The 24279-nt window shown below is 38.4% G+C and carries 24 protein-coding genes; 10 read left to right on the top strand and 14 right to left on the bottom strand.

The annotated features are described in order from the left end of the window. Positions 1-8: 8 nt before the first annotated feature. The 4 genes from secA to surE all read right to left on the bottom strand — a co-directional run bounded on the left by secA (position 9) and on the right by surE (position 5522). Entirely contained in the window at positions 9-3296 is a 3288-nt protein-coding gene (gene secA / locus AAW12_RS05330; RefSeq protein WP_046672579.1) for a preprotein translocase subunit SecA, read from the bottom strand. A gap of 257 nt (positions 3297-3553) precedes the next feature. After that, positions 3554-4423 carry a menaquinone biosynthesis family protein gene (locus tag AAW12_RS05325; RefSeq protein WP_046672578.1) on the bottom strand — a complete coding sequence of 290 codons (870 nt, stop codon included), beginning with the start codon at positions 4421-4423 and terminating at the stop codon, positions 3554-3556. Positions 4424-4471: 48 nt separating this feature from the next. Continuing rightward, positions 4472-4732: a hypothetical protein gene (locus tag AAW12_RS05320; RefSeq protein WP_046672577.1), complete on the bottom strand. Its 261-nt coding sequence runs from the start codon at positions 4730-4732 to the stop codon at positions 4472-4474. Continuing rightward, positions 4722-5522, bottom strand: coding sequence for a 5'/3'-nucleotidase SurE (gene surE, locus AAW12_RS05315; RefSeq protein ID WP_046672576.1), 801 nt, complete (start codon positions 5520-5522; stop codon positions 4722-4724). Before surE ends, AAW12_RS05320 begins: the two co-directional genes overlap by 11 nt. A 597-nt stretch (positions 5523-6119) precedes the next feature. On the opposite strand from surE, the gene kduI reads away from it, so the two are divergent. Genes kduI through AAW12_RS05300 form a run of 3 tightly spaced genes read left to right on the top strand, consistent with a single transcriptional unit; the run spans position 6120 to position 8858 of the window. Then, positions 6120-6965, top strand: a complete 846-nt coding sequence (gene kduI, locus AAW12_RS05310; protein WP_046672575.1) for a 5-dehydro-4-deoxy-D-glucuronate isomerase — start codon at positions 6120-6122, stop codon at positions 6963-6965. A gap of 1 nt (position 6966) precedes the next feature. Next, complete coding sequence (locus AAW12_RS05305; RefSeq protein ID WP_046672574.1) at positions 6967-8088, top strand: DUF4861 family protein; 1122 nt, start codon at positions 6967-6969, stop codon at positions 8086-8088. 5 nt (positions 8089-8093) lie between these two features. Then, a complete protein-coding gene (locus AAW12_RS05300; protein WP_197083983.1) occupies positions 8094-8858 on the top strand; it encodes an SDR family oxidoreductase in 765 nt (254 codons plus the stop codon). Between the two features lie 27 nt (positions 8859-8885). Here the strand turns inward: AAW12_RS05300 and AAW12_RS05295 are convergent, their stop codons facing one another. The 9 genes from AAW12_RS05295 to dnaN all read right to left on the bottom strand — a co-directional run bounded on the left by AAW12_RS05295 (position 8886) and on the right by dnaN (position 16166). After that, positions 8886-9725 (bottom strand): SUMF1/EgtB/PvdO family nonheme iron enzyme, encoded by an 840-nt coding sequence (locus AAW12_RS05295; protein WP_084823086.1) that lies wholly within the window; start codon positions 9723-9725, stop codon positions 8886-8888. 60 nt (positions 9726-9785) lie between these two features. Continuing rightward, complete coding sequence (locus tag AAW12_RS05290; RefSeq protein ID WP_046672572.1) at positions 9786-10541, bottom strand: hypothetical protein; 756 nt, start codon at positions 10539-10541, stop codon at positions 9786-9788. 302 nt (positions 10542-10843) lie between these two features. Continuing rightward, positions 10844-11419, bottom strand: coding sequence for a nicotinate (nicotinamide) nucleotide adenylyltransferase (gene nadD, locus AAW12_RS05285; RefSeq protein WP_046672571.1), 576 nt, complete (start codon positions 11417-11419; stop codon positions 10844-10846). 4 nt (positions 11420-11423) lie between these two features. Continuing rightward, positions 11424-11993: a guanylate kinase gene (gmk, locus tag AAW12_RS05280; protein WP_046672570.1), complete on the bottom strand. Its 570-nt coding sequence runs from the start codon at positions 11991-11993 to the stop codon at positions 11424-11426. 2 nt (positions 11994-11995) lie between these two features. Beyond that, the gene (locus tag AAW12_RS05275; protein ID WP_084823085.1) at positions 11996-12871 is read right to left on the bottom strand and encodes a YicC/YloC family endoribonuclease; all 876 of its coding nucleotides are present in this window, start codon (positions 12869-12871) and stop codon (positions 11996-11998) included. 83 nt (positions 12872-12954) lie between these two features. Beyond that, positions 12955-13527: a CAP domain-containing protein gene (locus tag AAW12_RS05270; protein WP_046672568.1), complete on the bottom strand. Its 573-nt coding sequence runs from the start codon at positions 13525-13527 to the stop codon at positions 12955-12957. Between the two features lie 166 nt (positions 13528-13693). Continuing rightward, on the bottom strand, positions 13694-14341 hold the full coding sequence (locus AAW12_RS05265; RefSeq protein WP_046672567.1) for a DedA family protein: 648 nt from the start codon (positions 14339-14341) through the stop codon (positions 13694-13696). 27 nt (positions 14342-14368) lie between these two features. Next, positions 14369-15031, bottom strand: coding sequence for a DedA family protein (locus AAW12_RS05260; RefSeq protein WP_046672566.1), 663 nt, complete (start codon positions 15029-15031; stop codon positions 14369-14371). A 13-nt stretch (positions 15032-15044) separates the two neighbouring features. Next, positions 15045-16166, bottom strand: a complete 1122-nt coding sequence (gene dnaN, locus AAW12_RS05255; protein ID WP_046672565.1) for a DNA polymerase III subunit beta — start codon at positions 16164-16166, stop codon at positions 15045-15047. A gap of 209 nt (positions 16167-16375) precedes the next feature. On the opposite strand from dnaN, the gene AAW12_RS05250 reads away from it, so the two are divergent. The 7 genes from AAW12_RS05250 (at position 16376) to AAW12_RS05220 (ending at position 22183) form a co-directional block, all read left to right on the top strand. Next, the gene (locus tag AAW12_RS05250) at positions 16376-17518 is read left to right on the top strand and encodes an ATP-binding protein (RefSeq protein WP_046672564.1); all 1143 of its coding nucleotides are present in this window, start codon (positions 16376-16378) and stop codon (positions 17516-17518) included. A gap of 10 nt (positions 17519-17528) precedes the next feature. After that, the gene (locus tag AAW12_RS05245) at positions 17529-18902 is read left to right on the top strand and encodes a stage 0 sporulation family protein (RefSeq protein ID WP_197083980.1); all 1374 of its coding nucleotides are present in this window, start codon (positions 17529-17531) and stop codon (positions 18900-18902) included. Between the two features lie 53 nt (positions 18903-18955). Beyond that, positions 18956-19426 carry a gliding motility lipoprotein GldH gene (locus tag AAW12_RS05240; RefSeq protein WP_046672562.1) on the top strand — a complete coding sequence of 157 codons (471 nt, stop codon included), beginning with the start codon at positions 18956-18958 and terminating at the stop codon, positions 19424-19426. Beyond that, positions 19423-20472 carry a tetraacyldisaccharide 4'-kinase gene (gene lpxK, locus AAW12_RS05235; RefSeq protein WP_046672561.1) on the top strand — a complete coding sequence of 350 codons (1050 nt, stop codon included), beginning with the start codon at positions 19423-19425 and terminating at the stop codon, positions 20470-20472. The genes AAW12_RS05240 and lpxK overlap by 4 nt, the downstream gene beginning before the upstream one ends. A 162-nt stretch (positions 20473-20634) precedes the next feature. Next, entirely contained in the window at positions 20635-21003 is a 369-nt protein-coding gene (locus tag AAW12_RS05230) for a hypothetical protein (protein WP_046672560.1), read from the top strand. Between the two features lie 340 nt (positions 21004-21343). Next, a complete protein-coding gene (locus AAW12_RS05225) occupies positions 21344-21727 on the top strand; it encodes a hypothetical protein (protein ID WP_046672559.1) in 384 nt (127 codons plus the stop codon). A gap of 54 nt (positions 21728-21781) precedes the next feature. Beyond that, on the top strand, positions 21782-22183 hold the full coding sequence (locus AAW12_RS05220) for a hypothetical protein (RefSeq protein WP_046672558.1): 402 nt from the start codon (positions 21782-21784) through the stop codon (positions 22181-22183). A 150-nt stretch (positions 22184-22333) separates the two neighbouring features. Here the strand turns inward: AAW12_RS05220 and dnaA are convergent, their stop codons facing one another. Further along, the gene (gene dnaA / locus AAW12_RS05215) at positions 22334-23758 is read right to left on the bottom strand and encodes a chromosomal replication initiator protein DnaA (protein WP_046672557.1); all 1425 of its coding nucleotides are present in this window, start codon (positions 23756-23758) and stop codon (positions 22334-22336) included. Positions 23759-24279: the final 521 nt, after the last annotated feature.

Here is a 24279-nt window from a genome sequence, read left to right as displayed (position 1 = left end):
CTTATCGATTAGTTATTTGCGCCGTGGCAATTTTTATATTTTTTTCCTGAACCACAAGGACATTCGTCATTGCGTCCAACAGTATTCTCATTACGAACAGGTTCTTTTGGACCTTCATTCACATCCTCCTCACTCACACCTGTAGGTGAAGCCAATTCAGCTTTAGTTTCAATCGTTTTTACTGGAGCCTGCTGTACTTGTCTCGCTTGCATAGAAGTCGGTTCTTGACCAGGGATCTCTCCTTTGAAAATAAAGCTAACGACATCCTTATTCATTGAAGCCAACATCGATTTAAACAAATCAAATGCCTCCATTTTATAAATGATAATCGGATCCTTTTGTTCATAAACAGCATTTTGAACGGATTGTTTCAAATCATCCATTTCACGCAGGTGCTCTTTCCAAGCCTCATCGATTAATGCCAATACGATTCCTTTTTCAAAAGATTTGAAAACTTCTTTACCGTTGCTTTCGATGGCTTTTTTCAAATTCGCCGAAACTTGAATGCCACGGATACCATCCGTAAATGGAATAACGACATTTTCGACGATCTGACCTCTTTCCGCATACACATTATTCAATACAGGAACTGTCAAAGCACCAACGGCCTCAATTTTATGGTGGTAAGCGTTAATTGCATGCTCAAATAGACGATCAGTCAAGCCTTCAATTTTACCCTGTGCAAATTCTTCTGCTGTAATTTCTGGTGTGATCGCAAAAATACGGATTACTTCGATTTGGAAATCTTCGTAATTACCTTGCTCTTTTGCTTCAACGACAATTTCTTCTGCAACATCAAAAATCATGTTGTTCAAATCCACGTCTAAACGTTCTCCAAACAAAGCATTTTTACGTTTCGAATAAATTACGGTACGTTGGGAGTTCATTACATCATCATATTCCAATAGACGTTTACGGATACCGAAGTTATTCTCCTCCACTTTACGCTGTGCGCGTTCGATGGATTTGGTCAACATACTATGTTGCATCACCTCGCCCTCTTCAACACCCATTTTCACCATGATGTTAGAGATTCTCTCTGAAGCGAATAAGCGCATCAAGTTATCTTCCAAAGAAACGAAGAATTGCGAAGAACCTGGATCTCCCTGACGACCAGCACGACCACGTAACTGACGGTCAACACGACGAGATTCGTGTCTTTCGGTACCGATAATGGCAAGACCACCAGCTTTTTTAACTTCTTCGGTCAATTTAATATCCGTACCACGACCAGCCATATTCGTCGCGATGGTTACTTGTCCTGGGCGTCCAGCTTCAGCGACGATATCAGCTTCTTTTTGGTGTAACTTCGCATTTAATACGTTATGCTTGATCTTACGGAATTGAAGCATACGGCTCAATAACTCCGAAATTTCAACCGATGTGGTACCGACCAATACTGGCCGTCCCTGCTCTGTCAATCGTTGGATTTCTTCAGCTACAGCATTGTATTTTTCACGGGCCGTACGATAGATCAAATCTTGACGATCATCACGTTGGATTCCACGATTTGTCGGAATTTCTACGACATCCAATTTATAAATTTCCCAAAGCTCACCGGCCTCTGTCGACGCTGTACCCGTCATACCCGAAAGTTTGTGGTACATGCGGAAGTAATTTTGCAATGTAATCGTTGCGTAAGTTTGTGTCGCATCTTCTACTTTCACATTCTCCTTTGCTTCGATCGCCTGGTGCAAACCATCTGAGTAACGACGGCCATCCATGATACGACCTGTTTGCTCATCGACAATTTTCACTTTACCTTCATCAACGATATATTCAACATCATTTTCAAACAAGGTATATGCTTTTAACAACTGGTTGATCGAGTGGATACGCTCTGCTTTAATCGAATAATCGCGCAACATATCTTCTTTCTGAGCTGCCTTTTCTTCCAAAGTCAACGAAGACTTTTCAATTTCAGCAATCTCAGTACCAACATCCGGTAAAATAAAGAATGAAGGATCTTCGCCTGTTGCTGTAATCAACTCGATACCTTTTTCTGTCAATTCTACTTGGTTGTTCTTTTCATCAATCACAAAATAAAGTTCTGCATCTACTTTAGGCATATTTTTATTTTGCTCTTGCATATAGTAGTTTTCTACTTTTTGTAAGATCGAACGATTAGCGCCTTCGCTTAAGAACTTGATTAATGCTTTATTTTTAGGCAAACCTCTGTACGCTCTTAATAATGCCAAACCGCCGCCTTCAACGTCAGAATCACCTGCCGCCAGCGCTTTTTTAGCATCATTCAAGACGGTATTGATGTACGCTTTCTGTACATGCACCAAACGCTCGATACGTGGTTTTAATTGGTAGAATTCGTGTTGATCGCCACGAGGAATCGGACCTGAGATAATCAATGGTGTACGGGCATCATCAATCAATACGGAGTCAACCTCATCGACCATGGCAAAGTGTAATTTTCCTTGCACCAATGCGTCCGGAGTCTGAACCATATTATCACGTAGATAATCGAAACCAAACTCGTTATTCGTACCATATACGATATCCGATTGATAAGCTTTACGACGTTGCGGGGAATTCGGCTGATGTTTATCAATACAGTCAACAGATAGCCCATGGAACTCAAATAACGGAGCATTCCACTCCGAGTCACGACGAGCAAGGTAATCATTCACCGTTACAATGTGTACGCCTTGACCAGAAAGAGCATTTAGATAGGTCGGTAATGTTCCTACCAACGTTTTACCCTCACCGGTTGCCATCTCGGCAATTTTACCACTGTGCAATACAATACCACCGATTAATTGGACATCATAGTGTACCATGTTCCAAGTGACCTCAGTACCTGCAGCCATCCATTTGTTTTTCCAAATCGCCTTATCACCATTGATGATAACGTTTGATTTGTAAACAGCCAATTCTCTGTCAAAATCGTTGGCAGTAACTTCTAATTCTTCGTTTTCTGTCAAACGTCTTGAAGTTTCTTTTACCACGGCAAATGCCTCCGGCAAAATATCCTTCAATACCTCTTCCAACTTCTTGTCACGGTCTTTGGACAATTTGTCCACTTGCTCGTAAATAGAAGTTTTCTTTGCCATATCGTCCTCATCTTGATCCGCTTCTTTTTTAAGCGTGTCAATTTCTTGGTCAATATCGGCTAGGTAATTTTTAATTCTTTCTTTGAAATCAACGGTCTTGGCACGTAACTCGTCATTGGTTAGATTTGAAAGCTTCTCATATTCAGCTTTGATTTGGTCTACCACAGGCTGAATTCCCTTGATATCTCTCTCGGATTTACTTCCAAATAATTTACTTAAAAACTTTAACATAATTTTTTTTCTATCTCAACTTAAGATTTTGTACAATAATGACTCCAAAGTAAAATTGCAGACAATTTGACACTAATCGGGCAAATTTAGTTATTAGATATGATATCTAACAGCTTACATCCATTTTTTTTACGTTATTTTTATTGAAAATGTCAGTTCCTTACAGCCTGCAAGAATCCTCTACCTATTTATCCCCTTTTACGCCATCTTGACGTGAAGTTTTTCTGAGCAATATGAGCTTTAAACCGACAGTCAATTTATGATAAAAACAACTTACGGTCTGAATGCGGAATGAATCCCAGTTCCTGTGCCTTTTCAAACATCTTCGTAATTGCATCACGTCCTTCAAGCCCCAATGCTACTGAATATTTATTGACATAAAGTTCAATATGCTTGTACATCACCTCTTCACTCATTTCCTGTGCATGTGCACGAATGAATTCAAGCCCAGATTTCGGATTGGCAAATGCAAATTCTACACTTTCTTTCAAAATCGTATTCAACGTCTCCTTCACTTCTTGTGGCAGACTACGTTTTACGACAATTCCTCCAAGAGGAATCGGAAATTTTGTCGTCTTCTCCCAATACTCACCCAGATCCACCACCTTATGCAGTCCTTTTTCGGCATAGGTGAACCTATTTTCATGAATAATCAACCCTAAGTCGATGGATCCATCCAGTAAAGCTCCTTCAATATCCGAAAAAACAAGTTCTACTTTATTTTTTAATTCGGGGAATGCCAGGCTTAACAAAAAATTAGCTGTGGTATATTTCCCTGGGTACCCCACTTTCAATTGATTAAACCCATCTAAACTTTCGGCCCGATCTAATTTTTGCTGCAGCAATTTTGCTAATTTCGGATCCTTCGTAATCAGCATAGGCCCTACACCAAATCCTAAAGCACTCCCTGCATCGAGCAACTCATAATCTTCAACAGCGTAGGCAAAGGCATGATAGCTCAGCTTGGTAATGTCAAGATCGCCTTGAAAAGCTTTCAGGTTCAAGGTCTCCACATCTTGATATTCCACCTCAAAATCCAGTCCTTTGGTATCTATCTTATGATGAATCAATGCATCAAAAATAAATGTATCGTTTGGACATGGAGAAAATCCTAATGTTAATTTCATGTTGTACAAAATTTTTCCCGTCGGTCAGATGGGGTTTATGAATTTTAATCAAACTGTAATTCTATGCGTGATCAGGTATAGTATCATAGCCAAAAAAGTACTTGCAATAATTCCTTTTCCCAGGTGATCTTTCCCCGATCGATACGCAAAACGTAAAAGCACTAAATTAACCAATACAGCTATAGTGTAGATGGCCATAGGCTTCTCGGGTAAAAAATGAAGTTCAAGATCCGTAAAACGTACTAAAATATAAGCCAATACTGGAGATACAGTACCGATACCCAATCCGATCCAGCTATTATTTTTCACGTTTATCGCCTCCCCTTGTATTTCCCAAATGATCAAAGCTCCATGAATTCAATTCTGGAATGGCGTGATGTGCCGTCATATCGAACTGTGTCGGAACGACAGATACATAACCATTGGCCAATGCAAAACTATCGGTATCTTCTCCTCTGTCCTGCAAGACAAATTTACCCGTTGTCCAATAATAATCACGATTGTGTGGATCAATACGTTCATCAAATTCTTCTACCCAATGTCCTCCTGCCTGTCTGCAAATTTTAATACCTTTAAAACCTGCTGTTTGGGGAAAATTAACATTCAGCAATGTATTTTTAGGGAGACCGTTAGCCAGCACCTGCTCGGCAATAGAAATCACGTAGGGTCTGCAATAGCTAAAATCCGCATCGTGAGAAAAATTATCAAGCGAAAACCCCACAGAAGGAATCCCTTCAATGGCCCCCTCTACCGCAGCAGACATCGTACCGGAATATAAAACATTGATTGAATTGTTGAGCCCATGATTGATCCCCGATACACATATATCAGGCTTTTGCCCTTTAAAAACTTTATTTACAGCAAGTTTTACACAATCTACTGGCGTTCCTGAACACTGGTACATTTCAACCCCTTCATATAAATTGATTTTATCCAAACGTAGTGGCCTACCAAGTGTAATGGCATGCCCCATTCCAGATTGTGCCGAATCAGGAGCAACGACAACTACATTTCCGATTTTCTGCATCTCTTCCAACAGCACCTTAATACCTGGCGCTGTAATACCGTCATCGTTAACAACTAAAATATTGGGTTTCATATGTAAATAATTTGCTTTTTAGATGGTCATAAGGCCCCCCCCAGTCCTCTCGGTCCGTGTTTATGCGTTTAGAATATGGGAATTTCTTCTTTACCATACACGAAGTTAGTAAATCTGAAACCGAGATGTAAATAATATTGACACAACAGGTAATTATTATCTGCAAAGGCCGCACATTAGGACGCCAAACAGTAAAAGCAACTGTGGAAAACAGCGGTTCAAACGAACACATGGAAGTTGGAAAAGAGCGATGAGATTTGGGCGCATCAAATGAGGATCAGATGGTGACCAAATTCGATATTTTGACAGTGTTTGTTCAGTGCTCGTTCAGTGCTTGTTCAGTGCTTGTTCAGTGATCATTCAGTGAACACTGAAGGAATACTGACTGATTACTGTTTAAAAATTGGTTAAAAACTGTTATTAGGCAGAATTTGGTCAAAGTATATTGCAATCATAATAACCATCTCGATTATCTTAAAGTTGCTACCGCTTTCGGAAAACCAACCGATCACTACGACATCGTTTGCGTAAGATTGTATCGCAATTGACAAATATTAGCCCTAAATTTAGCATTCAAACAAAAATAATAATTCAGTTATGAGCATTAATTTTGAATCCCGTTATGCAATAGGGCCAAAGGAATACAAAACTTTAGATACACAAGGATTAAGGGAGAATTTTCTAATTGAAACAGTTTTTGAAGCAGACAAAATTAATTTTGTTTATACCCACTATGATCGCTATATGGCCGGTGGAGCAATGCCTGTAAGCTCAAAAGTCAAATTAGAGACCATTCCCGCGTTATTAAAAGAACCTTACTTCCTTTCTAGAAGAGAGTTGGGTATTATCAATGTCGGTGGGAAGGGTCAAGTCGAAGTTGACGGCATTATTTATGATCTCAATACCAAAGAAGCCCTTTATATCGGTCAAGGTGCTCAGGAAGTTTATTTTTCAAGCCAGGATGCTGCAAAGCCGGCAAAATTCTATTTAAACTCTACACCTGCACATTGCAGCTACCCAACTAAAAAGGTAACGAAAGAAGAGGCGAATAAACTAGAATTGGGTTCATTGGAAACTGCCAACCACCGTACGATCAACCAGATGTTATTGAACAAAGTGGTACAAACCTGCCAATTACAGATGGGTATGACAGAGTTAAAACCCGGGTCTGTATGGAATACAATGCCATCACACACCCACGATCGTCGTATGGAAGTCTATTTCTATTTTGAATTACCTGAAGGTCAAGCTGTATCACATTTTATGGGACCTATCGATGAGACCCGCCATATTTGGATGCACAACGATCAGGCCGTAATTTCACCGCCATGGTCAATTCACTCAGGAGCTGGAACGTCCAATTATACATTTATATGGGGAATGGCAGGTGAAAATTTAGATTATGATGATATGGACAAATGTGCCATCACAGAATTGAAGTAATATGAAAAAAACACTCGTATTGAGTTTAGCGCTAGGGCTTTCAACACTTGCTTTTGCGCAGAACAACAAAACCATTACTGTAAACAACTCTTCCGCTAGCGCAAGAACAGAGTTGATCAGTATCCCTTATACCACATTTGAAAAACACTTCGCATTAAAAAACAGTGTATTTACAATTGTGGATAAGGATAAAAAGGAACTGGCCTATCAAGTTGAAAAACTAGGAAAACCGACGGCACAAAATATTTTGATTCAAATAACCGTTGCTCCTAGAAGCTCAACAACCTTTGGGGTTAATGGAAATAAACCCGCAACTGTCACCCAAAAAACTTATGCGAGATACGTCCCTGAACGAAAAGATGACTTTGCTTGGGAAAACGATATTGCAGCTTTTAGAGCTTATGGTAAGGCCTTAGAAGGCAGCTCTGAGGACGCACAAGGTTTTGACTTCTGGGCAAAACGTAGCAATGATCTTATTGTTGACGAATGGTATAAAACTGGAGATTATCATGCCGATCATGGCAAAGGATTAGATTATTATTCCGTCGGACAAACCTTAGGCGTCGGCGATGCAACGCCATTCATTGATGAACAGGTCGTTTACCATAAGCATTATCGTCAATACGAGGTCTTGGACAATGGTCCGCTACGATCCACATTCAAACTTATTTATGAACCGGAGAATGTGAAGGGCCAACAGCTACAAGTTGAGAAAACGGTTTCTTTAGACGCTGGGAGTCAATTGAACAAGATAAGCTATTCCATCAAAAACACAACCTCAGCCGCTACGCCAATTGTTGTGGGTATCGCTAAAAGAAAAGAGGAAAAACCTCAAATTCTAAATGATGTAAAGAATGGCATTTTAGCCTATTGGGAGCCTGCAGAAGGAGATAAAATTACAGGAACAGCCGTTATTTTACCAAAAGTAAAGTATGTGTTCAAAGACAGTCCAAAACAATTTTTACTAGCAACCACCGTCAAAAATGATAAACCCTTAGTTTATTTTGCGGGTGCTGCGTTCAATAAAGCTGGCAAAATAGGGAATTTTGAGCAATGGCAGTCTTATGTAAAAACATTCAAAAACAATTTAGATCAACCATTAACAATAAAATATTCAAAATAATGTCCATACTGCAATCTTTTGACTTAAGTGGGAAAGTAGCCTTGGTAACAGGCTGCAAAAGAGGAATTGGCAAGGCAATTGCCGAAGCATTGGCTGAAGCTGGAGCAGATATTATAGGCGTTTCAGCGTCATTGGAAATTGAAGGCTCCGCAGTAGAAAAATCCGTAAAAGCATTAGGTAGAAATTTCTATGCCTATCAGTGTGATTTCGCCAAACGGACAGCGCTTTACGCGTTTATTGAAAAGGTAAAATCAGCGCATCCTGCGATTGATATCCTTTTTAATAATGCAGGAAACATCCTTCGAAAACCTGCCGCTGAGCATCCTGATGAATACTGGGATGAAATCATCGAAATCAATCAAAATGCACAGTTTATATTGACGCGCGAGATTGGAAAGGACATGATTTCACGTGGAACTGGAAAAATCGTATTTACAGCATCTTTATTAACTTTCCAAGGTGGTATCAATGTTCCAGGATATGCCGCTTCAAAAGGTGCCGTAGGATCCATGGTAAAGGCTTTTGCAAATGAGTGGGCTTCCAAAGGTGTCAACGTAAACGGGTTTGCTCCAGGATATATCGCTACAGATAATACCGAGGCACTGAGAGACGATCCCGAACGCTCCAAGTCCATTTTGGACCGTATACCTGCAGGACGCTGGGGAACTCCAGAAGATTTTAAGGGGCCAGCAGTATTCCTTGCTTCAAACGCTTCTGATTATGTTCATGGAACCATCCTAACAGTCGATGGTGGCTGGATGGGCAGATAGAAAATCAATCTTTACGATGAGTTTGTTTTAAAAGTCTTTATTCTCAGGAGTAAAGGCTTTTTTTACAATTCTAAGCCCCAAATTACTAAAAGAGGCATTGGGACTCACAGAACCGATGTACACTGCATTGAAAGCGGCGCAGCTATTTTTACTACACCACCAGGAGCCTCCACGGGCATGTGCAATAGAGCGGTTGCCATCCCTTTCGAGCTTTCCGGTGCAAAATTCAAATACATTGCCAAAGATATCATACAGTCCCCATGGATTGGATTTGAATTTTCCGACCGGAGAAGTATAGAGATAACCATCGGAATAATCAGCTTTCAAATGATCTCTTCCATGCCATACATTTGCATAATCGCCCATATTCTCTTTACTGAAACCTTCAAAATAATAGCCTTCGCTTCCGGCTCTAGCTGCCACCTCCCACTCATCAAAAGATGGCAATCTACAATTTGCCCATGTACAATAGGCCAGTACATCTTTGTAAGAGATACAGGTAACTGGGTGGTCCATCTTGGCCGTAATTCCGCCACGACTTACACCATTCGGAAAGCGCCAATAGGCCGTACTATCCTGCAACCAGCGAAACTCCGCCAGGCCAGGCTCAAAGACCATGGCATTATGGTAGCGTTCTGCTAATGTCCTGTAGCCCGTTGCCTGAACAAATTTTTCAAATTCGGCATTCGTCAGCTCAAATTTCGAGATCCAGAACGATTCGATATGTACTGTTCTTTTGGGATTATCTAAGCTTGCTGTATCGCCCAAATGATAGTCTCCGGCTGGAATTTGGATATAGTTTCCAGCTTGGGCTTCACATTGGAGATGTAAAACAATCAATCCTATCAAATAGAGTAGTTTCCTCATTCTCCTTGCCGTTTGTTATAATACAAATTTGAAGTTTCGAATACTAAAAATCCAACTGCACTACTTGCTTTTTTTCTCATCGTAATATTTAAGCGCCCGACTAAAGATCAACGCTTCATTTTCTTTATTGTAATTTAGATACGAATAATAATTACTGTCCTCTCCATACAACTTTTTAAATGAACTGGATTTTATAAATTCACTGTATTCACCCCGTTTCATCAGTAATAACAGCAACGTCAATGCATCTTTATCTTTTGGTGTTTTCTTGGCATAATCAACAATAAAAGGGATCATCTGCCAGCCATTAATCTCCACTATGGCATGCTTATAATTTACCCCCATCCGTTTGCTCCGGACAACAGATTCCTGAATAAGCTTCATCACTGAATCCCTATTTTCCTGCAAAAAATCAGTCTGTCTTTGCGACCACGAGGATTCATTAAAGCCGTCCAATAATGTAGCAAATATTTTTTTGTCGATCTGCGTCTGATACTCGGGTATAGCACAATTTTGCGCATATAGCTCGGCATGAATCATGGTATAGGTGAACTTTTCACGCAGCGTTAGCTTTTTAAAATCAACGGCTGAAATCGCATTTATTCCCGCATCTGTCGTTTCCTTATCTTCTTCAGGGATTATTTTTGAAATTAATGCTTTTACTTTATCCAAACCGTAAGGTGGTATGGTCATTTTGCTCCGCAGCTCAATAGCGGCAGGATCCATAAAAAGACTATTGTCATCCGCACTATCCGTCTGTGCAAAACCGGTCCCCCAATACACGAAACACATAATCAATAAAACGAGCTTTCTCATAGTATACGAATTAATATATTTTTCTCTATCATAAATCTCCCCAAAAAGCCCAAAACTAAACTAAATACTCATGCTGTTATCCAAACAAACCTGATAGGCTAAAAAAACAGGTTCTCACGAATGATTGCTTTTCGGTCCAGGCTATTTTAATTATTCATTAACGATCGCCTTATTTGAGCTTAAAAGTGAAAAATTGTACCTGCAAAAATTATTCCTTAATATTTTCTTGAGATGCCTACAAACAAAAATCCCCGGATTTAATAAAACCTGGGGACATTATGCTTTGTTTATTTCTGTCTATATCAAGAGTATAAACCTTTCTTATCGATAAATTCAATCACCTTTTTAGGGGTAAAGAATTGAATATTCTTTTTTTCCTTGATTGCATTTCGCAAAAAGGTAGAGGATAATTCCATTAGTGGAGTGTCTGTGACGGTGATTGCAGGATGATCTTTAAATTTTTCATTATCGAACCCCGGTCTTGGATAAACATAGATTTTGTAATCACGCAAGATAATATCTGCATTTTTCCACTTCTCCAGCGATTCCAAATTGTCTTGTCCCATGAGTAGCACAAATTCCCGGTTTGGATATTTCGCGCTTAGATGCGTTAAGGTATCGATGGTATACGATGGTATGGGCAAATGGAATTCAATGTCACTTACCTTCAAATGATCACAGTCTTCCAAGGCCAGATTCAGCATTTCCAAACGGTCATAAGGATCTGCTAATGTGGATTTCTTTTTAAATGGATTCTGTGGCGAGACCACAAACCAAACTTCATCCAGCCCCGTAAAATTGGCCATAAAGTTGGCTATAATCAGATGTCCTACGTGCACCGGATTAAAAGAACCAAAAAACAAACCAATCTTTCGCATGAACTTATTTATTGATAAATCCCATGACAATTTTTTCAGCTTCGGCACATGCTGTAGCTAAATCAAAATTGTTCAATATGACATCAAATTTATTGGCATAGGTAAGTTCCAGTTCTGCCTTGGCAAAACGCTCTTTCAGCTTTTCTTCTGAATCCGTTCCACGCCCTGTTAAACGCTCCTTAAGCACCTCCAAAGAAGGTGGTTGCACGAAAATAGAAATTGCCTGTTCTGGAAATTTTGACTTCAAACGTAACCCACCGACAACGTCGATGTCAAAAATAACATGTTTACCTTCTTTCCAAATACGTTCGATTTCTGAACGCAAAGTACCATAGAAAGTCCCTGAATATACTTCTTCAAATTCGATAAACTCCTGTTTTGCTACCTTATGTAAAAATTCTTCTTTCGACATAAAATAGTAGTCTTTTCCGTTCACCTCCTGCCCTCTTGGATCACGTGTACTTGCTGAGATGGAAAACTCAATCTTATCACCGTGTTTACTTAAAAGATCTCTTACTATTGTTGTTTTTCCCGCTCCCGATGGTGCCGAGAATATAATTAATTTACCGCTCATTCTTATAATACGTTGAGCAATTGCTCTTTTATTTTTTCCAATTCTTCTTTCATTCTGACCACAATCTGTTGAATGCCAGCATGGTTGGCTTTGGAGCCTAGGGTATTGATCTCCCGCCCCATTTCTTGTGAAATAAATCCCAGTTTCTTCCCATTTGAATCCGCGGAATCAAAAGCCTTTAAAAAGTAATTGCAATGGGCACGCAATCGGACTTTTTCTTCGGTCACATCCAATTTGTCAATGTAGTAAACCAGCTCCTGTTCAAATCGGTTTTGATCCACATTATCTTTACCCACCGTATCATTTAAAAACTGTTCAATACGCTGTCTGATCAAAGGAATACGTTCTACTTCTAAGGCCTCTACTTCTCCAAGATAAGTTAAAATAAGCTCTGCGCGCTTTTTTAAATCTCCTGCGAGCACATTGCCCTCATCTTCACGAAATATATTAAAACGTTTGACCGCATCATAGAAAGCATCCATCAATACTTTGGATTCTTCGTCATCAACCGAATCATCATTGTTGGTAATCACTTCAGGCATATTTAACGCCAGTTCAAACAGATTGACATTGGTATCGTTAAGTTCCAATGCGATCTGCTGCAATTGACTGTAATATTTTTTGAGTAAATCAGCATTAATAGAAGATGCCTTCGCTGTTTGATCCGTGTATTCAACCGTTACATTCATGTTAACTTTACCACGTTCAATAAGTTTACTGCTCTCGGTGCGCAACGTCAATTCTTTGTCCGAAACAACTTTGGGCAAGCGAAGATTTAATTCAAGGAATTTTGAATTTAAGGACTTTATTTCGACACTATATTTAACTTTACCGTTATCAGCGGAAGCCGTGCCATATCCTGTCATGGATTTTATCATATGCAAAGGTATGACTTTTCGGTAAAAATTGAATACCCTGCGTCGATTAATTGCTGATACTCCCCAAATTACCTTTCACTTATTTACCAGTCGTGCTTGGCAATGATAACAACTAAATAACTTTCATAAGGTTTGGCGCCTTTACATTCGACGTAACCAATGCCGATATCGTATAGCGAAGCATTCCACTGATCCATGCCCAGTAAATGTGTGCGATGATGATAACCCGGAGCTTCCTTTCCAATAATTAGAGCCTTAATGGCAGCTGTAGCACTAGATCGGTTGGCCGCAATGGACTCAAAATTGTTTGCATTCCGTTTGGACAGCCATGCCGGGTTAAGTTTATACCCCGCCTCGTCAATGAAATAATTAGGCCCATAACCCTCAGGTGAAACATGGTCAAAATAGGAGCGCTTGGCCATATCTTTTGCACGATAAACTGCAACCTCCGCCAACTCCTTATTCCAATTGAGTTTGGTCCGTTTAATCTTCTGCAGGTTGAAGAGCTTCAGTTCTTTCTTATACCGTTCTGGATTTGTACGGATTTTGTTCAGCAATTCATAGGCCTCGGTCGCCTGGTGATGATCGACAACGATACGTTGGGCAAAAATAGACTGTGTAAAAAGCAGGGTAAATGCTAAAACCAAATAGTTCATACGTAAATAATATCTTCTTGAGTGAGTTTACGAGATATCCAAACTATCGTCTCCCCTTTGCTCTTATCAAGTACAAACTATATCTAACTGCATTATTTGTACTTTTTGATAGGGATATTTCGTATCAAACCTTTAACCTTAAAAGACTGTATTTAGTATGTAACGTTTAATCTTTTTTTGTTTTTGTCTGCGAAAAAAACTGTATAAGCATGGGTATTAAGCTAATACAGATAACCGCCAAAATAACAAGGGAAAAATTATGCTTAAAAAATGGTATTTGTCCAAAATAATAGCCAGCCAAAATAAATAACGAAACCCATAATATGCCCCCAAGTATATTATATTTTCCGAAGGTTGTATAGGGCATTCGGCCAATGCCCGCCACAAATGGTGCAAAGGTCCTGACAATCGGTACAAATCGGGCATAAACAATAGTCCTTATCCCATGTTTAGCATAGAACTCTTGTGTTTTTTGCAGATAAGCCGGTTTAAATAATCTTGATCCAGGCTTAAAAACTCGAAATCCAAGATATTTGCCAATTTCATAATTTACAAAATCACCGGAGACAGCGGCAAAAATAAGAACGACTATAAATAATGGTAAAGAAAGTTGGCAATCCGGACGGGCAATGATTGCACCCAAGGCAAATAAAACGGAGTCACCAGGTAGGAATGGGGTAACCACAAATCCCGTCTCCGCAAAAATGATTAAAAACAAAATCAGATAAGTCCAATTTTCATAACTATTGATCAGTTGCAAAAGATGCTGATCGATATGCAGGATAAAATCAATAAGCTGTGAAATGAGTTCCATTTTTTTGATCTATAAAAAAAGGGAATCTTATTGGATTCCCTTTTTAGTTTTTATCTTTTCTTTTACAAGCTCGAAGATTATCGGCAATATGGATATAAAAATAATAATCAATACGACCTTCGAGAAGTTATCTCTTATAATAGGAATATTTCCTAAAAAGTACCCTGCTAGGGTTACACCACCCACCCACAAGAGCGCACCTACGACATTATAGGTAATGAAAGTACCATAATTCATCCTTCCAATACCACCCACGAAAGGTGCCAAGGTACGTACGATCGGTACAAAGCGAGCGATAACAATTGTTTTACTGCCATATTTCTCATAAAAAGAATGTGTTTTGGCAATTTGCTCATCTTTGACAACCTGCTTACCAAAGAGCTTAAATTTTGTAAGGCGCATACCAAAGTGTTTACCGATAGCATAGTTTAAGGAATCCCCAGACACCGCGGCTACCAATAAAATGAGAATCATCAACCATACGTTAAGATCATTGGGTTGTGCGGCTAACATACCAGCGGCAAACAACAACGAATCCCCTGGTAAAAAAGGCATTACAACCACTCCTGTTTCCACAAAAATGATGAGAAACAGAATAAGGTATGTCCAAGTCTGATAATCATTGACTATTTCAACCAAATGTTTATCGATATGGAGTACAAAGTCAATAAGATGCGTAATTATTTCCAAAGCGAAAAGACGATTAAGCGTTGTTTAACATAACCGGCATTACCAACATCAAAATATCTTCATGGTCTTCAGATACCGCCGGAATCAACAAACCAGCACGATTTGGTGTACTCATCTCCAAAACAACTTCTTCGCTCTCCAGGTTATTCAACATCTCGACTAAGAATTTAGCATTAAAACCAATTTCCATATCGTCCCCTTCAAATTGACAGGATAAACGTTCATGTGCTTCATTCGAAAAATCAAGATCTTCTGCAGAAATATGCAATTCACTACCTGAGATCTTCAAACGAACCTGATGTGTGGTTTTATTAGCGAAAATCACCACCCGTCTCAATGTATTTAAAAACAATAGTCTATCGACAGTCAACTTATTTGGATTGACTTGAGGAATTACAGCAGCATAATCTGGGTAACGTTCGTCAATCAACCGACAGATCAAATTGATATTACCAAAGCTAAAGAATGCATTGGTTTGATTATATTCAATAGATACTGTAATATCATCGGATGGCAATGAAGATTTAAGTAAAGAAAGTGCTTTTTTCGGTAAAATAAGGGATGCAGGTTTTTCCGCTCCGATATCCGTTCTTGAATAACGCACTAACTTGTGTGCATCAGTGGAGACAAAAGTCACGTTCTTTTCGGCTAATTGAACCAAAACACCAGACATCGCAGGTCTCAACTCGTCATTACTGACAGCAAAGATCGTCTTACTGATTGCTTCAGACAAAATAGGCGCAGGCATCTGAATAACTGAACCATTATCAATTGAAGGAATTTTAGGAAAATCGTCAGCATTCTCTCCACTCAATTTATATTTTCCATCACCGGCACTGATCTCAATAGCCAAGGTATTCATGTCTACTGAAAATGCTACGGGTTGATCTGGCAAAGTTTTTAATGTCTCGATCAAAATCTTCGACGGCATGGCTACTCTTCCCTCTTCCTTTGCTTCGATCTGTAAAGAAGTAACCATACTTGTTTGCAGATCCGTAGCAGAAATAGTCAAGTTATTGTCTTTTATTTCAAAAAGAAAGTTTTCCAAGATTGGCAAAACAGTACTTGTACTGGATGCACCATTGATAGCTTGTAACTGCTTTAATAAAATTGATGTTGATACAATGAATCTCATTTCCTGAATACTAATTATTATGTGCAATAATACACAAATTAATCAATATTTTTCAGTTTTATGGGCGCCTTTCTTTCCACATCAGGCGATTTCAATAGCTCAAATAAGCAATTGTATTTCAATTAATAAGCACAGCGCCAAAAGTATAGAAAGCAAATTGGGCCCAATAAATCACAATATTTATTACATTTGTATAATAGCAGTACTGTATGCAGTTTAAAGAGATCATTGGGCACAAAGACATCAAGGAACATTTAGTTCGCACAGTTCAAGAAAACCGTGTGAGTCACGCGCAATTATTTCTTGGTCCTGAGGGCTCAGGCAGCCTTGCACTTGCTTATGCTTATGCACAGTTTTTGAATTGTGAAAACCGGCAATTGACAGACAGTTGTGGCGAATGTCCATCGTGTCGAAAATATAGCAAACTGATCCACCCTGATCTTCACATGTCGTATCCTTTTATAGCCAAGCATAAGGAAGATACAGCAACAGATTATGCGGACAGCTGGAGAAAATCTTTTCTATCCAATCCTTACATGGGATTGGAGTATTGGCGCAATCAATTGGATGCGGACAACAAACAGGTGAATATCAATATTGCCGAAGCGCATGGTATCATCAAAAAATTAAGCTTAAAGTCCTTTGAAGCGGAATATAAAGTTTTAATTATGTGGTTGCCCGAATACTTGGACACACAAGGCAATGCGCTGTTAAAGTTAATCGAAGAACCACCCGAAAAAACGCTCTTTATTCTAGTTGCAGAAAATCAGGACAAAATATTAAATACAATCATATCACGTACGCAATTGGTCAAAATAAAGAAGTTGGATCACATGGAGATCGCACAACATCTCAAGAGCGTACATCATCTTTCGGATCAGGAATCAGCTGAAATTGCGTTTATAGCGGATGGAAACCTGCAAGAAGCCATGAATCAAATTCAATCGCAAACAAATAACCATTTTGGCATTTTGGTCAATTGGTTGCGTTTCATTGTTTCAGATGCAGGAACCAATATGATCTCCTTAGTGGAAGAAGAACTCTCAAAAATGGGGCGAGAAAACCAAAAAAGCTTTCTTTTTTATGCAATTAATATGATGCGTCAAATTATATTAATCAAAGAAGGGCTTTCAAGTTTAGTGTTCTTACCGGCCAAAGAATTGGATTTTGTTCAGAAATTTGCAGTACACTATACCGTTGAACAAATTGAAGCAACAATAAATCTATTTGAGGAAACACATTATTTTGTAGAAAGAAATGCAAATCCCAAAATATTATTTTTAGATTTATCTTTGCAGTTAACATTAATATACAAGTATAAAACGTTTCCGAAAGGAACTCAATATATATAAATAGAAAACTATGGGATGTGGCAGTTGCTCATCCGGCGGAGGTTGCGGTACTACCACGACAAATGGTACACCGGCAGGATGTCAGAACAATGGCTCTTGCATGACTAGCGGATGTAATAAATTAGATGTATATGACTGGCTTTCCGATATGGATATGCCTTCAAACTATAAACCATTTAATATCGTCGAAGTACGATTCAAGGGATCACGAAAAGATTTCTTTATTAATGTAGACAATACCTACCTGGAAATGGGGGAAATGGTGGTCGTAGAACCTTCTACCGGTGGCTATGATGTCGGACATGTCTCCTTAACGGGTGAATTGGTCAGACTACAATTAAAAAAGAACAATGTTACCCCAGAAATGGTAACTAAAAAAATCTATCGGAAGCCCAATGAAATGGATGTAGAGAAGTATAACGCAGCAAAAGATCTCGAATGGGAAACGATGCACAAAGCCCGTAAACTGGCTTTGGACCTGGGTTTGTCCATGAAGATTTCTGATGTTGACTACCAGGGAGATAAAACCAAGGCTACCTTCTACTACACGGCTGAGGGCCGCGTGGACTTTCGTGAGCTTATCAAAAAAATGGCCGAAGCTTTCAGGATTCGCATTGAAATGCGCCAGATAGGTATGCGACAAGAAGCTAGCCGACTCGGCGGAATCGGTTCCTGTGGGCGCGAACTTTGCTGTTCAACTTGGTTAACAGATTTTAAGACGGTGTCTACATCGGCAGCACGTTATCAAAATCTTTCGTTGAATACGCTAAAGTTAGCGGGCCAATGCGGAAAATTAAAATGCTGTCTCAATTATGAATTGGATAGCTACATGGATGCTTTAAAAGACATCCCGAATAATATCGACCGCATCGAAACACAAAAAGGAGTTGCTTATCTTCAAAAGACCGATATCTTCAAGAAAATGATGTGGTTCTCTTTTCCTGGAGCCGAAAACTGGATCGCCATCCCCGTTCTACAAGTTAAAGAGCTTGTCGAAATGAATAAGCAGGGGATCAAACCGGAAGCGATTTCGAGTGCAGTAGATAACGATGAAGTCAGAGAGGAGAAAAATATCAATTACGATTACGAAAATGTAGTCGGACAAGATAGCTTAACACGACTCGATGATCGAAATAAAAGAAAGAAAAAAAGAAAATCCAAAAGCAACACAGTCAAACCGGAAAATAAGGCTGGACAAAAAACTGAGAGGTCCGAACCAAATCCACCCAAACAAGGAGGAAGACCTCAAATAGCAAACGATTCTTCAGCATCTACGGTGAATAAAGACAATAAAGAGGGTGCTAGTAAACCGAAGAAACGTTTCAACCGCCATCGGAATAAAAACAAAGGTAATAACAACAATACTGCTCCAAAAGCAGAGTAAAATAAAATATGCCTAATTTTAATCCATTAGGCATATTCTTTTTATAAATAAACATGAGACTCAAACGCACAGCATTCCACATTGGTATATTATGTATTTGCATAGGGGGTTCTTGTGAACAGACTTCCATTATAAATGATAACAAACCCATTGATAATAAAGCTTGGTTGAATACATCACCGCCTAGCTTTCAATTTCATATTAGTGATAAAACCAAACGATATGATGTATTAATGGATGTCCGTCATACACCGGAATATGCCTTTTCGAACCTTTTTATCCTAATCTACCAACGTGGCCCAGATAAGAAGCAATCTATTTTCCGCAAAGAAATAAAAATGGCTCGATCTGATGGAAAATGGCTCGGAAAATCCTCAGGGAGCTTATATAATAACCAATCCATAATCCATAAAGATTACCTATTTCCGGATACAGGTATGTATACTATTTCCATCATGCAGAATATGAAAGAAAATCCGTTGAAAGAAATCACCGACGTCGGACTAACGGTTATTCCAAAATGATTGCTTTTTTACGTTATCTATTATTCCCCTTTTCGATCCTATACGGCTTAATCGTATGGCTGAGAAATAGACTATACGATTTCAAGCTACTCAGCTCAAAGTCATTTGAAATTCCCACGATTGTAATCGGTAACCTTTCTGTCGGAGGTACAGGAAAAAGCCCAATGACTGAATTTGTTGTTTCGAGCCTCAAAGATCAGTATAAAACAGCAATACTTAGTCGAGGCTATGGGCGAGTGACCAGCGGATTTCATTTGGTAAAGACCGATTCACTAGCAAACAATGTTGGCGATGAACCCTTACAATTCAAAAATAAATTTCCATCAGTTACCGTTGCGGTTTGTGAAGATCGCTGCACGGGAATAGAAAAACTTCAATCAGATCATCAACTGATTATTCTGGATGATGCTTATCAACATCGAAAATTATCGCCGCTTTTTAATATTCTATTGTTTGATTTTTTATCATTTGCTAGTCCCATGTTTGTTTTTCCTACAGGAAACTTTAGGGACTTACTTATTGAAGCCAAACGGGCGCAGATTATAACGATTACCAAATGTCCAATAGATCTCTCGAACCATGATAAAAAGCGTATAGAACACAAAATCAGACGCTATAATAAGAAAGCATTAATTACTTTTAGCCATATAAATTACTTTCAAGCCATTGACAGCTTCGGAACTACGATCGATTTCAACGACAGCGATGTTATTTTGGTTACAGGCATTGCCAAACCGCAACCGCTCGTGGATTATATCAAAAAGAAGGCAAATTTAGTCAAACATCTATCTTTTGGAGATCATCATACTTTTAGTGAATCGGATATTGAACAAATTACAGAATCCTACCTAAGCCTGGCTAGTACTAACAAAATGCTATTGACTACTGAAAAAGATTTTCAGCGGTTGAAGCCATTTAAACAGCAATTAGCGGCTATTGATTTGGTCTATCTTCCGATCGGCCTACAATTTCATGATCCCATTCATAAAGAACTATTCATTAAAACGGTCCATAATGCAGTAGCTCAAAGTGTTAATCAACCTTAAATTTTGTTAAGATAAGTTTCTATACTAAACTTTTTCCTCAAATTTATATTCAATACGTAAACGAAATGACTTAAAAGTCTTTTCGGTCCATGGGAATTGGACAATAAACAAATAGAGTGCACAATTACAACGATTGGCATTCATGATATAAACTATACAAAGATGAAAAAGAAAATTTTAATGGCAGTAGCCTGTTTATTATTAAGCGCTACAGGAGTTTTTGCGCAACAACGTCAACAACGCAGTCCTGAGGAACAAGCTAAAATGCGTGTAGAGCATCTTGACAAATTACTAAGCCTCAATCAAACACAAAAGGATTCGATCTATAACCTTACATTGACCCAAGCGCAACAACGGGCTGCTCTTCGAAACGATGGCGGAGATCGCAAGGCAAATATGGAAAAATTCAAACAGCTTCAGGAAATACAAACAGCTAAGATCAAATCTTGGCTTAGTCCCGAACAAGGTAAGTTATTTGACGAACAACAAGAAAAAATGAAGGAAAGAATGTCTAAACGTTCCGATAATTAATGATTAAGTACTTTTAAAGAAATGCTCTTGTAAATAAAACAAGAGCATTTCTTATTTCTTCGCATTGATCTTGTCTACAATACTACTTTACCTGCAATTCCTAATCAATGCAGTATATTTTAATCGCCAAGAGGTGATCGCGCCGAACAAGATATCCGGCACCGGATAAACCGTCGTTACCTTGTTTATCCTAAAAAAAATCAACAAATTGTTTTACAACCTGTTAACACGTTACTCTGTGTTAAAAATTTGTTAAAGTAACAACTTTAATACAATATAAATACCAATTCCAAGTTTTATAGTAAAACAGTTTAATTGTAACTTTTTAAATACAATAGATATGAAAAAGCTAATTTTAACAGGAATCGGATTCTTTTTGGCCCTCAGCCTAACATTTGCGCAACAGGGTACTCCGGAGGAAACTGCGGCAAAAGCAACAACTGAACTTGTTCAGAAACTGAATCTGAATGATGAGCAAAAGACTGCAGTATCAACTATATTATTGGATCAGGCAAAAACCGAGCAAACGATAACAAAAGATAGTAGCTCTTCTGCTGAAGTAAAAAATGAAGCGCTAAATAAGCTTCAAAGCGAGGTAGACGCCAAAGTCAGCCAGTTGCTAACCGAGGATCAAAAAGCACTTTACCAAAAAATAATTGCTGAGAGACCGGCGAAATCAGCCCCCGGGGCAAAGCAACCAGTAACAACTGACCCTACGCGTTAATAGTGAAAAAAATAGAGAATAGACATTGAATAATTTCATCTAAAATTAAACATCATGAAAAAGCTATTTTTAACAGGTATAGGTTTCTTTCTAGCAATGAGCCTTACATTTGCACAACAAACAACACCAGAAGAGAATGCAACCAAAGTGGTGACTGAATTAGTGACAAAGCTAACATTAAACGAAGAGCAAAAAACAGCTGTGTCAACCATCGTATTAAACCAAGAAAAGGCTATTGCGGCGGTTATCCAGGACGCGACAGCTACAGCTGATGCCAAAAAGGAAAGCATAACCAAAATTCAAGGTGAATCCGATACTAAGATAGCACAACTGCTCACCGATGAACAAAAGACAGCTTATCAGAAATATGTCACAGAGAGACCCCCAGTAAGTATTCCTGCGACTCAAGAAAAAACTGAACAAAACGAATCCGGCAGCGGACAGAGCAATCAATAACAACAATCGTTCTATTAAGAATGAAAAACCTCTGGATATAGATTATGTCCAGAGGTTTTTTAATACCTTACAAGAGCTTAAATGCATTAAAAAAGGGCTATCCAATCATCTTGGACAGCCCCTTTTGTTTACTGCTTACGGTAATTGACATTAAGATTTCAATTTTTTCATAATGTCACTTACATAAGTCTTAAATTTCTTGTCAGTTTCAATTAAATCCTCTACGGTTTGACATGCATAAATGACTGTCGAGTGGTCTCTGCCTCCGAAGAACGCTCCAATCGATTTTAGTGAAGATTTGGTATGGGCTTTTGCTAAATACATCGAAATTTGCCTGGCCTGCACGATTTCACGCTTCCTAACTTTCGACTTTACCATATCTACAGGAACTTCAAAATATTCACAAACTAATTTCTGAATAAAGTCCATTGAAATTTCCTTATGGGTATTCTTCACAAAATTCTTCAACATCGACTTTGCTAACCCCAAATCGATCTCTTTCTTGTTCAATGTAGACTGAGCCAATAATGAAACCATAGCTCCTTCCAATTCACGAACACTGTTATCGATCTGTGTTGCGACATATTCCACTACATTTTCAGGTAAATCAATACCATCAGAATACATCTTCTTCTTCAAAATTGCCATTCTCGTCTCGAGATCAGGAATCTGAATATCTGCAGATAATCCCCATTTAAAACGACTAAGCAAACGTTCCTCCAAACCAGCTAAATCCTTAGGTGCCTTGTCTGAAGTTAAAATAATCTGCTTTCCAGATTGATGCAAATGATTAAAAATATGGAAGAAAATATCCTGTGTTTTTTCTTTACCAGCAAAATTATGCACATCATCCATAATGATAACATCCATTGCTTGATAAAAGTTAACGAAGTCATTGATTGTGTTATTTTTCAATGAATCCACAAACTGTTGACAGAATTTTTCACAAGACACATAAATCACCAATTTATCGGGAAGATTTCTTTTGATTTCATTTCCGATTGCTTGAGCAAGGTGTGTCTTTCCCAAACCAACATCACCATAAATCATCAAAGGGTTGAATGAAGTACCACCCGGTTTATTCGCCACAGCATAACCTGCAGAGCGAGCAAGACGGTTACATTCACCTTCGATAAAATTTTCGAATGTATAGTTTTGATTCAATTGCGGATCAACCTGCAATTTTTTCAATCCAGGAATAACAAACGGATTTTTGATATCCCTATTTAAAGATACCGGCACAGGGATAGATTGCCTTTTCCCTTCTGCTCCATTGCCATTCGATGGAAGATTAGTCGTATAAGGATGAGAAGCTGAAGACTTCTCTACTACAATATTGTATTCCAATCTACCTTGCTCTCCTAAGAATTTCTTTACGGTTTTGCGAAGAATTCCCACATAGTGTTCTTCCAGCCACTCATAAAAAAATAAGCTAGGCACTTGAATAGTCAAAACGTCACCTTCCAAACGGACTGCTTTCACAGGTTCAAACCAGGTCTTGAAACTTTGTGCTGGTATATTGTCTTTGATAATCGAAAGACAATTATTCCAAACACTTGAATACGTTTTTTCCATTCTAAAATTGTTAATAAGTTGATTTACAATACGCGACAAAAAATATGTTGATAACTTTCTCTGAGAACGAAGATGACAAAAAAAAATCAGCTAAAAAACTAAAATATAAAATAATTGATAAAATACTATATATCAGATTTTTACCATGTAAAATTGTGGAAAACTAGCGCTAAAATTGATCTCTAAAAATAATTATTAACATTCCAAATTTATTTCAAAAAAAAGAACAAAAAAAGTAGCAAACTTACTACCTATCAGTCTTTAAGGTCTAGATCTAAATTAACCAAAATAATAGCCAATTACAATCTTTAGTTCATATATTTTTAATATTAAATTTATAAGAATTTAAAGCCAACTTAACATCATTGCCAGAGGACTATTAAACTTATTAATGTACAACCACAAACCAAAAATAAGTGCAAATTATAGGACATAAAAAAACAAATTGTAACAGATGAGATGATTGTAAAACTTAAACAGACCCACACGTTGACTAGTCCTGAAAAATGAAAAAGGAGATC

Origin of the sequence: Sphingobacterium sp. Ag1, assembly GCF_000988325.1 — a bacterium.
Lineage (GTDB): Bacteria > Bacteroidota > Bacteroidia > Sphingobacteriales > Sphingobacteriaceae > Sphingobacterium.
Note: the sequence above shows the minus strand (reverse complement) of the source record. Positions and strands in the feature narration are given on the sequence as shown.

Excerpts from the sequence above, each read along its gene's own strand:
- dnaA (WP_046672557.1), bottom strand. The coding sequence starts at position 23,758 with ATGGAAAAAACGTATTCAAGTGTTTGGAATAATTGTCTTTCGATTATC.
- AAW12_RS05270 (WP_046672568.1), bottom strand. The coding sequence starts at position 13,527 with ATGAACTATTTGGTTTTAGCATTTACCCTGCTTTTTACACAGTCTATT.
- AAW12_RS05225 (WP_046672559.1), top strand. The coding sequence starts at position 21,344 with ATGAAAAAGCTAATTTTAACAGGAATCGGATTCTTTTTGGCCCTCAGC.
- AAW12_RS05290 (WP_046672572.1), bottom strand. The coding sequence starts at position 10,541 with ATGAGAAAGCTCGTTTTATTGATTATGTGTTTCGTGTATTGGGGGACC.
- kduI (WP_046672575.1), top strand. The coding sequence starts at position 6,120 with ATGAGCATTAATTTTGAATCCCGTTATGCAATAGGGCCAAAGGAATAC.
- AAW12_RS05325 (WP_046672578.1), bottom strand. The coding sequence starts at position 4,423 with ATGAAATTAACATTAGGATTTTCTCCATGTCCAAACGATACATTTATT.
- AAW12_RS05220 (WP_046672558.1), top strand. The coding sequence starts at position 21,782 with ATGAAAAAGCTATTTTTAACAGGTATAGGTTTCTTTCTAGCAATGAGC.
- AAW12_RS05295 (WP_084823086.1), bottom strand. The coding sequence starts at position 9,725 with ATGAGGAAACTACTCTATTTGATAGGATTGATTGTTTTACATCTCCAA.
- AAW12_RS05265 (WP_046672567.1), bottom strand. The coding sequence starts at position 14,341 with ATGGAACTCATTTCACAGCTTATTGATTTTATCCTGCATATCGATCAG.
- surE (WP_046672576.1), bottom strand. The coding sequence starts at position 5,522 with ATGAAACCCAATATTTTAGTTGTTAACGATGACGGTATTACAGCGCCA.
- AAW12_RS05305 (WP_046672574.1), top strand. The coding sequence starts at position 6,967 with ATGAAAAAAACACTCGTATTGAGTTTAGCGCTAGGGCTTTCAACACTT.
- AAW12_RS05245 (WP_197083980.1), top strand. The coding sequence starts at position 17,529 with ATGGGATGTGGCAGTTGCTCATCCGGCGGAGGTTGCGGTACTACCACG.
- AAW12_RS05240 (WP_046672562.1), top strand. The coding sequence starts at position 18,956 with ATGAGACTCAAACGCACAGCATTCCACATTGGTATATTATGTATTTGC.
- dnaN (WP_046672565.1), bottom strand. The coding sequence starts at position 16,166 with ATGAGATTCATTGTATCAACATCAATTTTATTAAAGCAGTTACAAGCT.
- AAW12_RS05275 (WP_084823085.1), bottom strand. The coding sequence starts at position 12,871 with ATGATAAAATCCATGACAGGATATGGCACGGCTTCCGCTGATAACGGT.
- AAW12_RS05250 (WP_046672564.1), top strand. The coding sequence starts at position 16,376 with ATGCAGTTTAAAGAGATCATTGGGCACAAAGACATCAAGGAACATTTA.
- nadD (WP_046672571.1), bottom strand. The coding sequence starts at position 11,419 with ATGCGAAAGATTGGTTTGTTTTTTGGTTCTTTTAATCCGGTGCACGTA.
- AAW12_RS05230 (WP_046672560.1), top strand. The coding sequence starts at position 20,635 with ATGAAAAAGAAAATTTTAATGGCAGTAGCCTGTTTATTATTAAGCGCT.
- gmk (WP_046672570.1), bottom strand. The coding sequence starts at position 11,993 with ATGAGCGGTAAATTAATTATATTCTCGGCACCATCGGGAGCGGGAAAA.
- secA (WP_046672579.1), bottom strand. The coding sequence starts at position 3,296 with ATGTTAAAGTTTTTAAGTAAATTATTTGGAAGTAAATCCGAGAGAGAT.
- lpxK (WP_046672561.1), top strand. The coding sequence starts at position 19,423 with ATGATTGCTTTTTTACGTTATCTATTATTCCCCTTTTCGATCCTATAC.